Annotated in this window: 4 protein-coding genes and 1 pseudogene; 3 read left to right on the forward strand and 2 right to left on the reverse strand. The window is 36.2% G+C overall.

Translation table 11 applies throughout. The features are described 5' to 3' along the window. Positions 1–4,308 (reverse strand): S-layer family protein (locus tag GKZ86_RS24855; protein WP_154785713.1); only part of this gene is annotated, 4,308 nt, incomplete at its 3' end. A gap of 495 nt (positions 4,309–4,803) precedes the next feature. After that, the gene (locus tag GKZ86_RS24860) at positions 4,804–9,132 is read right to left on the reverse strand and encodes a T9SS sorting signal type C domain-containing protein (RefSeq protein ID WP_154785714.1); all 4,329 of its coding nucleotides are present in this window, start codon (positions 9,130–9,132) and stop codon (positions 4,804–4,806) included. Positions 9,133–9,418: 286 nt separating this feature from the next. On the opposite strand from GKZ86_RS24860, the gene GKZ86_RS24865 reads away from it, so the two are divergent. The 3 genes and pseudogenes from GKZ86_RS24865 to GKZ86_RS24875 all read left to right on the forward strand — a co-directional run. Further along, positions 9,419–9,883, forward strand: a complete 465-nt coding sequence (locus GKZ86_RS24865) for a regulatory protein RecX (protein WP_154785715.1) — start codon at positions 9,419–9,421, stop codon at positions 9,881–9,883. A 387-nt stretch (positions 9,884–10,270) separates the two neighbouring features. Next, entirely contained in the window at positions 10,271–14,779 is a 4,509-nt protein-coding gene (locus GKZ86_RS24870) for an Ig-like domain-containing protein (protein ID WP_154785716.1), read from the forward strand. 182 nt (positions 14,780–14,961) lie between these two features. After that, positions 14,962–17,723: pseudogene (locus GKZ86_RS24875) on the forward strand (DUF11 domain-containing protein); the annotation flags it as partial.

Raw genomic sequence — 17,723 nt, forward strand, 5'->3', positions numbered from 1 at the left:
AGCTGCAGTACAACCATTACCATTGGTATAATTAATGGTTACCGTTTTACTACCCGCTGTTAAATATCTTAAAGTTACAGTATTTGTTCCAGTTGTTCCTCCAGAAACGATAGCGTAATCTGTTCCTGCTGTACCTGGAAATACCCAAGTATAATTAGTCATTCCAGTTTCAGTTGTATAAGTAACGGATGTACCAATACAAGTTGATGCTCCTGGTTGTGCCGTAAAAGTTGGTGTTGGCAATGCATTTACAGTAACTGCTGATGATGAAGTTGCTGAGGCTGCAGTACAACCATTACCATTTGTATAATTGATGGTTACCGTTTTACTTCCCGCTGTTAAATACCTTAAAGTTACAGTATTATCTGTTGTTGTTCCACCAGAAACAATCGTATAATCTGTTCCTGCAACTCCCGGGAATCCCCAAGTATAATTGGTCATTCCTGTTTCTGTTGTATAAGTAACGGATGTACTAATACAGGTTGATGCTCCAGGTTGTGCCGTAAAAGTTGGTGTTGGTAATGCATTTACAGTAACTGCTGATGATGAAGTTGCTGAAGCTGCAGTACAACCATTACCATTGGTATAATTAATGGTTACCGTTTTACTACCCGCTGTTAAATATCTTAAAGTTACAGTATTAGAACCTGTTGTTCCACCTGAAACAATAGTGTAATCTGTTCCTGCAACTCCTGGGAATCCCCAAGTATAATTGGTCATTCCTGTTTCAGTTGTATAAGTAACGGATGTACCAATACAAGGTGAAGTTACTGGTTGTGCTGTAAAAGTTGGAGTTGGTAAAGCATTTACAGTAACCGCTGATGAAGAAGTTGCTGCAGTTGCTGTACAACTATTGCCATTGGTATAATTGATGGTTACCGTTTTACTACCCGCTGTTAAATATCTTAAAGTTACAGTATTAGATCCTGTTGTTCCACCAGAAACAATGGTATAATTAGTTCCTGCAACTCCTGGGAATCCCCAAGTATAATTGGTCATTCCTGTTTCAGTTGTATAAGTAACGGATGTACCAATACAAGGCGACGTTGCTGGTTGTGCTGTAAAAGTTGGTGTTGGTAAAGGATTAACTGTTAACGCTACTGCATTTGATGTTACTGTAGAAGAACATGCACCTGTAATAACAACATCATAATTACCAGCGTTTGCAGCTATCGGATTTGTTAAAGTAAGTGTGTTTGTACCTTGCCCTGAATATACTCCACCGTTTGTAACAGCAACACCTCCAAGTCTCCAAGAATATGTTAAGCTAGCTCCTGTTGCAGCAACAGTAATTGTGCGTACACCTGCACCAGAACATACGGCTGTAGGAGCAGTAGGTTGTGTAGTAATAACTGCAGAAGTCATGTCAACAAAAACTGGTGTTGATATAACTGTTCCGCCGCAAGTTATTGTAGCGCGGTAATATGTTTTAGTCGTTTGTGAAGTTGTAAATTTAGCTTTTGAATTTGCTGAGTCTAAGAAAGTAATATTAAGATCATCAATACTATGTTTATCTTTTGACCCACCTGTACGGGCAGAAAATTTAAATTTCCATGTTGATTTATCTGCTGCTGCAAAACCAGGCAACAACAATTTAGAAACAACTGTTACCATTGTTCCATCTTGCTTTTGAATAACAAGAGTTAAATATCCATCAGTATCAACATTTAAATTGACATCTCTATAAATAGAAGTTCTTAAATTGAAAGGAGCATTGATTGCCGTATTAAAAATAGGAGCATTGTTGTATAATATTCTAACGCGGCTTCCATCAGCAACACCTTCATTGTCATAAGTATCAAATTGTACAACAAGTCCTGATCCTTCTCCACTTTCTCCTCCTCCTGCATTTGCAGGAAGATTTGAGCCATAACTTAAACTCATACCATCAGCACCAAGTGTACCTCCATCCCAAATTCTATATTTAAAAGTAGCTGTAAATGGAGTTATATTAGCTGTATTGGCTTTGTCTATTAAAAAACCACCATTGTGTCCGCCTAAAGCAACATCTGTCAAGATTAACTCACCACCTGTAATTGATGTATCATTACCAGAAAGTGCTATATTTCCAACTGTTGAATTAATCGCCTGGTCAGTAGAAAAAGTACTGTTGAAAAAAGCAACTGAAGGTGTAGCAGCGCTAGTCCAAGGAGCATTACCATTTGGCGAAGTTTCCCAAATATAAGTTGCACCATCGCCAAAAGTATTCCCTAATGATAATGTAAAAGGTACATTTGGACAAACAGTAGATGCTGTTGATGAAGTACTAACTGTACTTGGCAACGTACCACTACATCCAGCCTGAAGTGTAATTGTATAATCTTCAACCTGCCCTGTATCAGTATTAACGGTACAAGGAGTTGTATTATAATTTCCTAGACGTCCAATAATACGCATTTTTACACTTGTCGAAGTAGCTCCTGTAGGGATTTGATAATATACAGAAGTCGTTTTTCCATCAGTTCCTGAAGAGTTTCGTATTGTTCCAATATATACAGGACCTTCATCCGTGTCTAAGTAATCTCCATCATTATTCCAGTCAAAGAAAGCAGTGTAATACATGTTAAAATCTCCACTTGTATTTCCTTTAACTATTAACGAATAATAATCTCCCTTATTTACAGTAGTTGTTGCTGTACCTGTTGGTGCAAAAAGTTCATATGCAGTGGTACTTGACTCTGCACCTGCAGGTGCATTAGATAAAGTATTTAGTTGTACACTCGTTATTGGTGCAACTCCTGCAAAAGATGTGCACGAATTTGTTCCGATAGTTACTGTACCTGCAGTATTAGTAAAATAATTAGAGTCGCTAATTGGTGCGCCAGGAGCCCCACCATAAACTCCTGCAATTCTAGTACTTCCAGCAGTTATTAAGGCAGCTGCAGTATGTGTTACTCCAAAATTCGCTAAATTACCTTTAGCAACAGTATTTGAAATAGTTAAGACGTTTGCAATAGTTGTTATTGTAGAAAATGTTTTAACGCCAGTTCCAGATAAAGTTAAATTGTAAAAAGTTACACGCATAGTGTTTTGTGCAGCACCATTTAAATTAACGGTACCTGTTGCTGGTAAAAAATTAGCTGTAGGTCCGCTAAAAGGATTTGTAGCTGAAAGATTGATTGTACTTGAACCCCCATTTAAAGTTCCGTTTGTGAGTGTTACAGTAGAAAAAGTATGAGACAATCTTGTTCCTAAATTTAAAGTACCACCAGTACCATTTATGGTTAAAGCTGTACCTGTGCTGCTTACATTTCCTGTGAAAGTTGCTGTACCTCCTGTCTTTGTCATTGAGACAATACCAGTTGTTGTAAAACCAGCAATACTTTGATTAGCAGTTCCCGCTAATGTTATTGGTGAACCATTAGCAGTAAATGTTCCATTATTTGTAAAATTACCTCTTAGATTAAGTGAATAATTTGAAGTTGTAGTGTTTAATGTCGCTGCATTTGATATATTCAAATTACCATTAATAGTTAAACCAACTGCCATTGTTGTAGTTCCTGCGCTAATAGATAAATTATTAAACGTAGTAAATATTGTTGCAGGCAAAACATCATTCGCGGCTAATTGAACCGTTCCTGAACCAGGAGTAAAAACGTTTGCTGCAGTATTATTACCCAAAGCAATAGTATTGGCTATTAAAGTTCCTCCATTGGTCATGTCTAATGTACCAGGTCTGTTAACATTATTTCCCCCAAGAGTAAAATCAGTTACAGTAAGTTGTGATCCTGAATTTAAAAAATTCAGGATAGCCATATTAAAATTGCTAGTCCCGATGTTAATCGCCGCACAACTATATGTACCATTAACAGTAACAGTATGGTTATTTCCAATTATAACACTATCAACAGGACTTGGTGGACCACTAATAGTACGATATGTCTGATTACCAACATTATTTGTAGCATTTGCAGTTAATGTTAAACTTGTATTACTCGCAATTGAAGCAACAGTTCCAATAGCTGTCCCATTTTGTCTTGTAATGACTGATCCAACCGTTAGTTCTGTTAAAAACAAAGTTCCATTTCCTGTTACCGTAGTAGAAGCATTAGAAGAAGTAACTGTTCCTGTTCTATTTATATTTACTGCGGACCAAGTTGGCGCGTCACTCCAATTTCCGGTATTGTTACTTGTTACAGTTCCGGATTGCGCAAAAATTTGAGTATTTGAACAAAAGAAAGCCAGAAATAACAAACAAAAATTTAGAATGCTGATTTTTCTTCTTTTAATTTCCAAAGATGCTATTTGCTCGCTTTGTGTGATTTTTTGAAATAAAGAAGTAACTAATAAAAGTAATTTTCTAATCATATAGTTGTGGTATTTGTGTTCTTATTCTATCGAAAATATGTCTATTTAGAAATAATTATTCAAAACACTGATATTTAAATATTTACGATTTTTAGGTAAGATTGGATTTACAATTTTAAATAAAAATGTATTTTTTAACATTTTGAAAGCTTTTTTTTACAAAATAAATTTTCAAAATACTCCCGTAAAATCTCACTAGATTCTAAAAAAACGTTAACTCTTTAAACCTCAGAACTTTTTAAAATAAATTATTCCTTTTAAGATTATTCTATTCCAAATAAAGTGTAAAAAAGACTGTCTTACAAGTCTTTTATTTGAAAATTTAACTTTTCCGACAAAAAACAACAATTACCGACGAAATACATTTTTTAATGTTAATGCAAAAATTTATGTTTTAAAATACCTACTTTTATTTCTTACTTTTTTGACTTTTTTCCATAAAAAAAGTCCACTTAAAAATTTTCAAGTGGACTTTTTAACCTAAATTTTACTTTTTTAGTAAATAATCTTATAAGTTTTAGTAGCATTTGTTTCTAAAATTACCTTGACTAATAAGACCTGATCAGAGATTTTTAAATTATCAATTTTTAAAATAGTATCTGAAATATTAGCCTTTTTATAAAGTAATTTTCCTGAGAAATCATAGATGTAAACAGTGCTTATTCTGTCAACATCAGAACTAACTGTAATTGCTTTATTTTTTACAGTTACTAATACATTTTTATCTGTTTTTTCAAACTCGCCGGTTCCTAATGATTTGTTTGAATATGTTAACACAAAACGATTTGTATATGTTCCTGTTGAAGTATTAAAAGTATAATTACCAGCTCGCAAATCATGAATGGTATTTGTAATTTTATCTTCGAGATAAATAGCATGATTACTCAAATCGCCATCTGCATGATCTATTGCAATTGTAAAATCACCGGAAATTGTACTTCGATAACCCAAAGTAACAGTATCAGTATCAATAAAAGGCAATGCACGTCCCTGAATAACATAGTTATTACCATTACCAACACTATAAAAATCTAAATACGGATTGGCATCAAAACTTTTGCCATCATATTTGTTCTCGTACTCATTGCTGGCACCTTCAACATAACCCACTAGCATTTGTTTGAAAGCTCCTCCATCATTAGTCATATTTAACCAAACACGATGTCTTTCGATTTCTGTTTCAGATGTATTTGCTGATTTAAAAAACTCGATATTAGTTGCTCCGCCAAATCGCATCGAATTATTAAAAACTATTGTACCTGGATTAATACTACTTGCAAAAAAGGATTGCCCTGAAGCAATATTACCGCTTGGTGCAGTATTATTATTTCCGGCATTTCCACTTGCAGCAGGCACACCGACACCACCAGTTCTATTATAACTTGCATAATCATCTGAATTATAACGGTATGGTCCTGAAAGAACCACCGGCGTATTATGAGTCCAGAAATAAAGTGTTCCGTCTAAAAATGGATTTGCTGCTAAAAATGCATTTGCATTTAGGGCAGAAGGATAAGGGTTTCCAATTAAATAATATTTTCCGGCAGCTACTGTTTCACCAGATAAATTACCATTGTTAGGTATACCAATAAATGAAGCGGCATAATCGGCTTTTGCTGTATTTGAGTAACCGTTAGGACCACGAATGATATAACCTTTTCCAACAATCATATTGTCTTTAGGAAAGATTGATACCCATGAATCGCCACTAAATGCCATGAATCTGTCGTAAGAAGTCAATGGAGAAACATCTAAAAGACGTTGCGGATTTACTGGTGTTGACCAATACACGTAATCTGCCTGACGAATTTGTGGTGCGATACGTTTATAAATAATATTTCCTGAATTTACTGCGTTTGTAATTTGCAACAAACTTGAATGGTTTTCAAAAGTTACAGTCCCACCATTATTTGATAAAGAATTAGTCAAAGTTAAAGTATCAAGAAATTGTATTACCACATTTACTCCAGGATTTACGGTACAAGTACAACCATTAATATTTCCTGCACCTCCACCGGCTGAAACATAATTTCCTGCAAAAACAAGATTCTGATCAAGTGTTGGTGTTCCGTTAGACCAAGAAGTTGTAAATGTATTTGTAACTAATGCAGGTACTATCGCATTTGCTGAAATTAATGAAGTACAGGTACCATTGCTCACTATAAAAGTGTACGTATTTGGCGTAAGCCCGGAAATAGTAGTCGTTGTTCCGGAATATGGTTCTACAATCGCACCTGGATAAAGTGTTAATGTACCACCAACTGGTAATCCGCTTAAAGCAATGCTTCCAGTTGCAACAAGACAAGTAGGAGGAGTTATTGTTCCTATTACGGGAGCTGATGGCAAAGGATTTACCACCACATTAAAAGTCACACCCGGACTCGAAGTACAGCTATTTGCATTTTTCACGGTTACTGTTCCTGTGTAAGTTCCACCTGCTGTTCCTGCAGGAACAGCAATTGTAATTGGACTTGCTCCCAATGTAACATCAGTAACAGGGATAAAAGTATTGGTTGGTGATGCACTCCAAACTATGCTATAGGTTGTTGGCGTATTTGCTACACTAGTGTAGGGCAATGTAATATTTTGAGTGCTTGCACTTGCACAAACCGGAGCAACAGTCCCAAGAGTGATCGTTGGTAAAGGATTTACCACTACACTAAAAGACAATCCCGGACTTGAAGTACAGGAGTTTCCATTTTTTACGGTTACTGTTCCGGTGTAAGTTCCGGCTGCAGTTCCTGCCGGTATTGCAATGGATATTGGACTTGCATTTAGTGTTGCATCCGTAACGGTCACAAAAGTATTCGTTGGCGAAGTACTCCAAACAATGCTATAGGTTGTCGGCGTATTGGTGGGTGCACTATAAGCCAAAGTTGTATTTTGTGCACCTGCATTGGTACAAACCGGAGCGACAGCCCCAAGTGTAATAGACGGTAAAGGATTTACCACTACACTAAAAGGCAATCCAGAACTTGAAGTACAGGAGTTTCCATTTTTAACAGTTACTGTTCCGATGTAAGTTCCCGCTGCTGTTCCTGCCGGAACTGCAATTGATATTGGACTTGCATTTAGTGTTGCATCCGTAACGGCCACAAAAGTATTTGTTGGCGAAGCATTCCAAACAATACTGTATGTTGTTGGCGTATTGGTGGGTGCACTATAAGCCAAAGTTGTATTTTGTGCACCTGCACTGGTACAAACCGGTGCAACAGCCCCGAGGGTAATAGATGGTAAAGGATTTACCACTACACTAAAAGGCAATCCAGGGCTTGAAGTACAGTTATTTGCATTTTTAACAGTTATTGTTCCTGTGTAAGTTCCCGCTGCTGTTCCTGCCGGTACCGCAATGGATATTGGACTTGCATTTAGTGTTGCATCCGTAACGGTCACAAAACTATTTGCGGGCGAAGCATTCCAAACAATGCTATAGGTTGTTGGCGTATTAGTTGCGCCGGTATAAGCCAAAGTTGTATTTTGTGCACCTACATTGGTACAAACCGGAGCGACAGCCCCAAGGGTAATAGAAGGCAAAGGATTTACATTTACTGTAGTAGGAGTTGATTCCAGAGATGTACAAGTTCCACTTTGAACCACAGCTCTAAATTGAGTTGTTTGAGTAAGTGCTCCCGAAGTATAAGTTGTACCTGTCGCAGTAGGAATATCTGTCCAAACTGAAAATGGACTTACTGAAGACTGCCATTTTACTACAGTTCCTGTATGTGACGATAAAGTTAACTGAGCACTTGTAAAACCGCTACAAATTGTTGTACCACCAGCAACTGAACCTCCTACACTTTCAGGCGAAATAGTCACATTATTTACTACATTATTCGCCGTAATGGGAGACACACAAGCGCCAGATGTTAAACTCGTAACAGTTATTGTGTTTATTCCCAATGCCAAGTTTGGAGCAGTAAAAGTTCCCGTTCCAGCTGTGCTAACTGTCATTGTTGCGGTTTGTCCTGTTGCACTTGGATTCGTACGATTGTAAGTAACAGTGTAAGTTCCTGTAGGCAACGAAGCAGCACTTGAAGTTAGTGTAACTATTGAAGTTCCAAATGTGATACAACCATTTTGTGCTGAAATGCCTGTTATACTATAAGTTGGGCAACTATAGGTGACAATTACTTTTCCGAGTGCTCCTGAGCCACCAAGTTGTGCTGCTCCCAATGCAGAATTTATAGCTCCTCCTCCTCCTCCTCCCGGTGGAGCACCTGGATTTCCAGCTGCTGTACCTAGAATTGCACTTGAACGAGCTGCACCACCAAGTCCTGTTCCACCAATAGGATTAGCTCCGTTCCCACCGGCTCCTGAAGTTAGTCCTACTGATAATGCAGCAGACTCTCCATTTCCTCCATTAGCACCTGCAGTTTTTGTGCCGCCAACAGCAAATGATGCTGCTAGTGTGCCTCCTGCACCACCTGTGGGGACAACTCCAGTGTTATTTGATCCTCCTCCGGATCCTCCGGCTGCAAAAATAATAGTTTCATAACCTACAATAGTCGAATTTCCTCCATTAGCTCCATCACCAAGTGCTCCTAGTGCTTGTCCTCCGACTTGAATATTTAAAGTATTACTGGCAATCACTGTAATTGTTGTTGATGCATATGCACCTCCACCTCCTCCAGCGGCTCCTCTTCCTAAAAGCACACCTGCACCACCGGCTCCACCACCGGCACCTCCACCTCCCCATGCCTGAATATTCATAGAGGTAATTCCTGCCGGAACTATTAATGAACCGTTAGCTGTAAATGTATGTGGTGGTTGCGCCCATAATGAGACATAAATAAAAGATACTAATAAAGATAATTTTAGCTTCATAAAAGTGGTATTTAGGATTATAGAATAATTTGGTTTATGTCCACCTTTAAGGAAAAAAATCATGGATTCATTTGAAAATCAGCATGTCTCTTTTTTCTTAAAAACGACTTATATCTAAGTTACTGAAATAAAGATGTTTATGAAAATAAAAGTGCTATTTACTTACAAATTATTGATTTGTAAATTATTTAACTTAATTTTCCCAAAAAAATATTCTATTAGTTGTAAATTCTTACTTTTTTAAACTAATTGATAATATTTTCTCTTTTAATTTTTAGCTAAAACCATGACAATCAAAGAAGCAATGCAAAAATTAGAACACTTTTGTGCCTATCAGGAGCGCTGTCACGCAGAGGTAGTTTCAAAATTGTATGATCTGAAAATGACTTCTGATGAGATGGATTCAATTATTGTTCATCTAATTCAGGAGAATTTTTTAAATGAAACTCGTTTTGCCTGCAGTTTTGCGAGAGGAAAACATCGAATTAAAAGCTGGGGAAAAATCAGGATTACGAATGAATTGAAATTCAGACAAATTTCTTCCACAAATATTACTTTAGCACTTAAAGAAATTTCGGCAGAAGAATACGCGAATACATTTGAGCAGCTTTCTGAAAGATGCTGGAATGGTATTCACGAAACAAATGCGCTTAAGAAGAGGAAAAAATTTTGTGATTATTTACTTCGTCGCGGTTATGAAAGCAATTTAGTTTATGACAAAGTGAAAGAATTCGAACTCGATTCAGACTAAATTATAACCAAAGAAGTTGTGAGTTAAATCGCTTTGTTATAATCTCAAAAAATCAAAAAAAACCTATATTTTTTCCAATTTTTTTAAATATCAGAAAATCATTATTTTGATGATAATTTACTATATCTGACGTTTTTTTGACAATTATTTCGAAAAACAATCCTGATTTACTGTTATTTTGATGATTTTTCTTATTTTTAGCTTTAACATTTTATAAGAAATAACACAGATTGTCATTTTTTTTAATGCATTTCATCGACTATTTTAACATTTCATCGATTATATAGGCATTCTCAAAACCCTATATTCTTGTAACACGTAGATGTGTCTATCTTTGCTTGGTCAAATTCTTATGCCAGCATAACAACCTGATAGAAAACATTTAACATGAAAAAAACTTTACTTTTATTTTTATTTATTTTTTTACCTTTTTTAGGATTTAGTCAAGTTGACTTAGTAAAATGGGATGCAGCATCTAATAGTAATAGAAATACTCCAACTTCTATCGTTGCGACTGTTGCAGGACAAGATTTGACAAACAACGGAGCAAGCTTGCAGTACATTTCATACAATAGTGACGAAACTTTTTATCAAACAGGATCATGGCCAACACCAGCAGACAATGGAGGAGAATATAATCCTGCTAAATACATTCAGTTTGCAATAAAGCCTAATTCAGGCAATAAAGTTGATTTAAGTAGCTTTACTTTTCAATGTAGATCCGGATCAGGGAAATTTAGAATTAAATATTCAAAAGATGCTTCTTTTTCAACAGGTGTCAAAGATTTACTGACAGAAACAGTTACTCCAAATTCCTGGACTACATATAATCTAAATTTTTCTACAGAGATAAATCCAGTTTTAGATACTGAAACTGTTTATGTTAGATTTTATTCTTATAGTACTAATAATACTTTCGAAATTAAAACAGGTACTAATACCAACAATGTTATCCCAGTCATTAAAGGAACGGTTTCAAGTTTTAATGCTAATAAAATTTTAGCTATCAATGATTATGTAAGTACTAAAAAGGAATTAGGCGTAAACATTAATATTTTAAATAACGACGTAAAAAAAGAAAATGTCACGTCTCTTATAATTTCTACTGCACCTACAGCTGGAATGGGAAGAGTAATCATTAATCCTGATAAAACCGTAACTTTCAATCCGGCAGTAGGTTTTACAGGTTCTGCAACTTTTAATTATACGATTTCAAATGCAACAGAAACATCTACTGCAACGGTTAAAGTAACTGTTTCAGATGATACAGATGACACTTTATCGCTTTGGAACGGAGCTTCAAATAGTTTTAATCCAATTACAAATGCTTATGTAAATTCTGCATCGCCAATTACTGCAACTGGAGCATCTTTGGGTTATATCTATCAAAATACAACAACTGCATTTTTCCAAACAGGAAGCTGGCCAACTCCACAACAAAATAGTGGAAGTTTAGATCTTAATAAATACATTCAATTCAAAATAAATCCTGACTCTAATCATCAATTAAATTTAAAGCAATTTAATTTTACATACAGAGGAGCAAATGGTCAAAAATTTCAGGTTCGATATTCAAAAGACATCAACTTTGCTAGCGGAGTAAAAGTTTTAATTCCTGAAACAAACAGTGCTTCATCATGGACGGCATTAACAGGTACTTTTTCTACAGATACAAGTCCCGTACTTTCTACAGAAACAGTATATGTTAGATTTTATGTGTACAATACCAATAATACTTTTGAAATAAAAAATGGTAATGGTAATAGTGAAGGTCCGGCAATTACAGGTACAGTAAAAGATGTTAACACTCTAACTGCAAACGACGACGCTATATCAACTCCAAGTAATGTAGCTGTTGTAATTCCAATTTTAGCAAATGATGTTATTGGAGGTTCTGCTTTACAAGCGATAACTGTAACTCAGCCATCAAACGGAACTGTTACTGTAAACGGTACAACTAATATAACTTTTACACCTGCAAGTGGTTTTACAGGAACTGCTAGTTTTACTTACACTTTGCGTAATGCAAATTCAAATTATTCTTCTGCAACGGTTAATGTAAATGGAACTGCGCCTACTTGTGTAGCTTCAGAAACTGCTGGAATAAATTACTGGAAAGGATTTGTTTACACGTACACAGGTAATACACCTGCAGCAACAACTTATGTAGGATCTGTTGCTGAAAAAGCAATTTTTGATAGAAATGTTGACGAAAATACCATTACAGGAGATACAACTGTAGAAGCAAATAACTTTTGTGGTACTGTACCAAGTGATAAGTTTTTTGTTCGTTATTTAATGCAGACCACGGTAGCAACCGCAGGAACTTACAGTTTTACTATTGGTGGTGATGATGGTGTTCGATTATATATTGATGGAGCTTTAGTTACTATGAGCCCTACAAATTCATGGGGCGATCATAGCTACATTAGATATGCCGCGCAATATAATTTAACAGCTGGAACGCATAATTTTGTATTAGAATATTACGAAAATGCACAATCTGCAAGAGTTTCATTTTCATATGGCGCTATAAAAGGCGACACTACATTTCCTTTTGGAGATAATAAATGGAACGTTTATGGTTTTTCATTGCCAGACATTTCATTAAATCCGGCAAGTTATGCAGGTACTTACGTAGATACTAATTTAAATATCAACACACAAACATACTGGAATAAAACAAAATCACCTTCATATGCTTCAAATTGGCAAGGAGCTCCAATGGATATCAATCAATTTGCTATTACTTACAAGCGTCAGGGTTTTGATTGTGGAAATTACCAAATACAATTAGTAAATTGTGATGATGTTGCTGAAGTTTATATAGATGGGGTAAAAATATTTACTCAAAATGGTTATACAAATACTGTATCATTAATAAATAACGGTCAATATTATCCATTAGATAAAAATTCTAAAGTCGAAGTACGTCTTAGAGAAGATGGAGGAGACGCAAATGTTGCATTTAATTTTATTTATACTGCTTCGGCAGCTCCAGTTGCGTCTGTTACTACACAACCAACTTGTGCTGTAAATACAGGAACAATTACATTTTCGTCACCAGCACCGGCAACGGGAATAACATACAGTATAGACGGAACGACTTATACAAACACAACAGGAGTATTTTACGGTGTTGCTGTAGGTTCTTATAATGTTTCTACAAAAAATAGTGCAGGATGTACTTCTGCAACAACAACAGTAAATGTTAACGCAGCTACCGGTAAGACATGGAATGGTGCAACTAGTGCAAACTGGAATGTAGCAACAAACTGGACTCCAAACGGAGTACCAACAGCATCTGACTGTGTTGTTATACCGGATCTTACTAATATTACCAATAAACCGGTTGTGTCAGGTACTGAAGTAGTTACTAATGCAAATGTTTTAACGATAAGTAATAAAGGATCTTTAGTAATTCAAAGTTCAAATACGCTTAAAGTAGAGAATTCTATCACGGTTGAAACAACAGGATCATTAATATTTGAAAATAACTCAAGTTTAATTCAGGTAAATACTAGTCCTGCGATTAACTCAGGAAAAATTACTTATAAACGTATTGCTCCACAAATTCGTCAGGCAGATTATGTGTATTGGTCAACACCTGTAACTCCGCAAAGACTTATTGATGTTTCTCCATTGACTTCTTACGACAAGTTTTTTGGATATAGCGGTAGTGGATGGGTATCAACTTATCCAACTGGAAATATGGTTGTAGGTAAAGGGTATATTATTCGTGGTCCTAATGGTTCATCAAATACAACAAAAGCAGATTATCAGGCCTCATTCATAGGTACTCCAAACAATGGTACTTTGAGCGGTGAAACATTAAGTGCCGGTAAATTTTATTTAATTGGAAATCCATATCCATCTGCGTTAGATGCAAATACATTTCTAAATAACAATTCATTTTTAGACGGAACATTATACTTCTGGACTCATAATACGCCAGTGGTTCTTTCAGGTGCATATCGCTACAGCGCAACAGATTATGCCAGTTATAATATGACTGGTGGTGTTGGTGGTCAACCAGCCATTAGCGGAAACACTGGAAATAACAATAGCAAACCAACAGGTAAAATAGGTGCAGGACAATCGTTTTTTGCAAGTGCTACAACTGGCGGAACAGTAAGTTTTAATAATTTGATGAGATTGGGCGGAGCTAATAACACTCAATTTTATAAATCTACAACTACTTCAAAAGAAGCTACAATCGAAAGAAATCGTGTTTGGTTAAATATGACCAATACCGAAGGAGCTTTTAAGCAAATGTTAGTAGGTTATGTTGAAGGTGCTTCAAATGAATATGAACCTAGATATGATGGAGTGAGTTTTGATGCCAATCCTTATGTAGATTTTTTCAGTGTTGCAAACGGTAATAACTATGTAATTCAGGCACGTGCTTTACCTTTTACAGATACAGATGAAGTTCCTTTAGGATACCGTACCACAATTGCAGGAGATTTTACAATTTCTATTGATGAAGTAGATGGTAATTTAACGAATCAAACTATTTATTTAGAAGATAAAAAAACCAATGTCATTCATGATTTAACAGCTAGTAATTATACTTTTTCTACTGCTACCGGAACATTTACGGATCGTTTGGTATTAAAATATAAAAATAAAACATTAGGGACAGGAGATTTTGAAAACATTGAAAATGGTGTTTTAATTTCTGTGAAAAATAAAACAATACAAGTAACCTCTTCAAAAGAGGCTCTTAGTGAAGTTTCTGTTTATGATTTGACGGGAAAACTACTTTATAATAAAAAGAAAGTTGGAACAACAGAATTACAAATATCAAATTTACAATTAAGTAGTCAGGTCTTGTTTACAAAAGTAACACTGGAGAATGGTTATGTCATATCTAAAAAACTAATTTTTAATTGATTATAAAAAATAAATCAAGGGTAAAAATCCGACAGCGAAAGTTGTCGGATTTTTTGGGATAATAATGAATCCAATTAATCTAACAAAATATAAATATTAAAACAAGTTGCTAATTGTTTAAAAGCCTACCGAGAACCTTTAGCAACATTAAAAATACTAACCAAAAATAAATGCCAAACCATATGTCCCCAAAAACTTTTTTATCAATACGTTCTTTATTTTTAAAAAATTTAGGATTGCTTATTCTTTTGATTCCATTTAAAATGTTAAGCCAAAATACGATTACAAGAATCCATACCGATTGGAAAGGATATTGGACATCGAACAGCACAACAGGAGTTGGAAACCGCCCCGATACGGCCAATAATTTACTGGCTTTTGCATGGAACGGTGTAACCTATTCTACTGGTGTAAACGATAACGTGTTAACCACAAATGCCGTAACTTTTAATGCACAAAAATTTAGAGCATTAAAGATTCAAACTCTTGGACTAGACGGTAGCATGTATTTTCTTCAAGGCTCAATGATAGACGGATCGGCTTCTACCGCTACATTAGTTCCCGCATTGGCAGGATCAACTTCTACAGGCGCTGAACTTGCTTCAAGACTTACTGACGGTGCTAACGGTTTAACCTTGGGAACTGGAATTGCAAATATAAAAGCAGGTACAGCCGAATTTAAAATTGGTACAAATAACTTGAATATTCCAGGAATTGGTGACGGTATTCCAGACATTATTGTAACTCAGGTAGCAGATCCCGGCAACCAATATGACACATTCAAATTTGTAAATGCTTCTGGAGTTACGGTAGGAACTGAAATTTCAATTAAATTCGATGCAATTACAGCTATCGGAACATATAGTCTTGATTTATTTAGAGCTGATAATGGAGCAGTAGCTTTTACACCAGCATCTACAAGAGATATTAGAATGTTGGGAATTGAAGCGAGTTCATTTGGTATAAATGCATCAAATGCTTCACAAGTAGATCGTTTTGTGGTTACTTTTTCAGGTAGTTCAGATTGTGCTTTTATAGCATTCAATACCAATTCATTAAAAATTGCAGAATTAGGTTTGGTTAAAAAAGCTTCATTGGCTACTTGTGGTAAAGTAGGTAATATCATTAATTACACATTCGAAGTAACCAACACCGGAGAGGTTCCTATAACTGATATTCGAGTTACAGACCCAATGCCTGGATTGGTAATCACAGGTAATCCTATTGCAAGTTTAGCAGCCGGGGCAAAAGCTACCTTAACAGGAACTTATACAATTACTGCTGCAGATGTAGCAGCCGGTAGAGTTGTTAATTCTGCAAAAGTAACAGGAACAGATCCTTCATTAAATATTATTGAAGATATATCAGGGCAAACCAATACAGATAATATTGCAACTACTATTTTATTGCCAGCTCCAATTTTTACAGCGCAACCGGCAACACCAACATGTATTGGCACATCAGTTACTTATACAACTGAAACTGGAATGACCAATTATACTTGGGGATTCCCAGGTACAGCAGGAACGAATTATACCATTGTTTCCGGTGGAACAACAACAGATAACACTGTTACTTTAAGATACTTAACAACCGGAAGTAAAACGGTAACTATTAATTATACCAATACTAATGGCTGTACTACAGCTTCAGCAACTTCTTCATCAGCGGTTACTGTAAATGCATTGCCAACACCAACTTTTACGGCACAACCGGGGGCATCAACTTGTATTGGTACATCGGTTACTTATACAACACAACCTGGTATGACCAATTATACTTGGGGATTCCCTGGAGTTGCAGGAACAAATTATACAATTATTTCCGGTGGAACAACAACAGATAATACTGTTACTTTAAGATATTTAACAACAGGAAGCAAAACGGTAACTATTAATTATACAAATGGTAATGGCTGTTCTGCAGCTTCAGCGACTTCTTCTTCAGCAGTTACTGTAAATGCATTGCCAACACCAACTTTTACAGTACAACCAGCAACGTCGCCTTGTATTGGCACATCCGTTATTTATACAACAGAAACTGGAATGAGTAATTATACTTGGGGATTCCCGGGAGTTGCAGGAACAGATTACACTATCGTTTCTGGTGGAACAACCGGATCTAATACTGTTACTTTAAGATATTTAACAGCCGGAAGTAAAACGGTAACCATTAATTATACAAATGGTAATGGTTGTACTGCAGCTACAGCAACTTCTTCTTCAGCAATTACAGTAAACCCATTACCCACTACTCCAGGAATTGGTTCTACAACCGATGTTAACTGTACAGCCCTTGGAAGTGTAACGCTGAACAATCTGCCTGCCGGATCATGGACGCTATACCAAACCGGTTTTGCATCCGGTACCATAAACAATTCAGGAACTACTTATACCGTTACAGGCCTTGCAGCGGGAACCTACAGATTTACCGTAAGCAATGGTACCTGTACCTCGACAGTATCTTCGGATGCCGTGATCACAGACCAGTCTTCCACAACATGGAACGGTAGCTCATGGTCACCAGCAGCGCCAGATGCCACAAGATCTGCTATTATCGCAGGACCTTTTACAGTATCGGCAGATTTAACGGTTTGTTCGTTAACCATAAACAGCGGTATTAATATCGTAGTGCCTTCAGACCGTACTTTTACTATTGTAAACGGCCTTACGGTTGCTTCGAGCTCAACATTAACATTCGAGAACCACTCAAGTCTGGTACAGATAAACAATAATGCCGTGAATTCAGGAAAAATCACCTACAAGCGTATTGCCGCACAAATTCGTCAGGCGGATTACGTGTACTGGTCAACACCGGTAACCCCGCAAAGGCTTCTGGATGTTTCTCCATTGACTTCTTACGACAAGTTCTTTGGTTATAACGGTGACAACTGGGTATCAACCTTCCCGAAAGACAACATGGTGGTAGGTAAAGGATATATCAT

This window comes from Flavobacterium sp. LC2016-13 (assembly GCF_009707955.1).
In the GTDB taxonomy this organism is placed as follows: Bacteria; Bacteroidota; Bacteroidia; order Flavobacteriales; family Flavobacteriaceae; genus Flavobacterium.

Excerpts from the sequence above, each read along its gene's own strand:
- GKZ86_RS24860 (WP_154785714.1), bottom strand. The coding sequence starts at position 9,132 with ATGAAGCTAAAATTATCTTTATTAGTATCTTTTATTTATGTCTCATTA.
- GKZ86_RS24865 (WP_154785715.1), top strand. The coding sequence starts at position 9,419 with ATGACAATCAAAGAAGCAATGCAAAAATTAGAACACTTTTGTGCCTAT.
- GKZ86_RS24870 (WP_154785716.1), top strand. The coding sequence starts at position 10,271 with ATGAAAAAAACTTTACTTTTATTTTTATTTATTTTTTTACCTTTTTTA.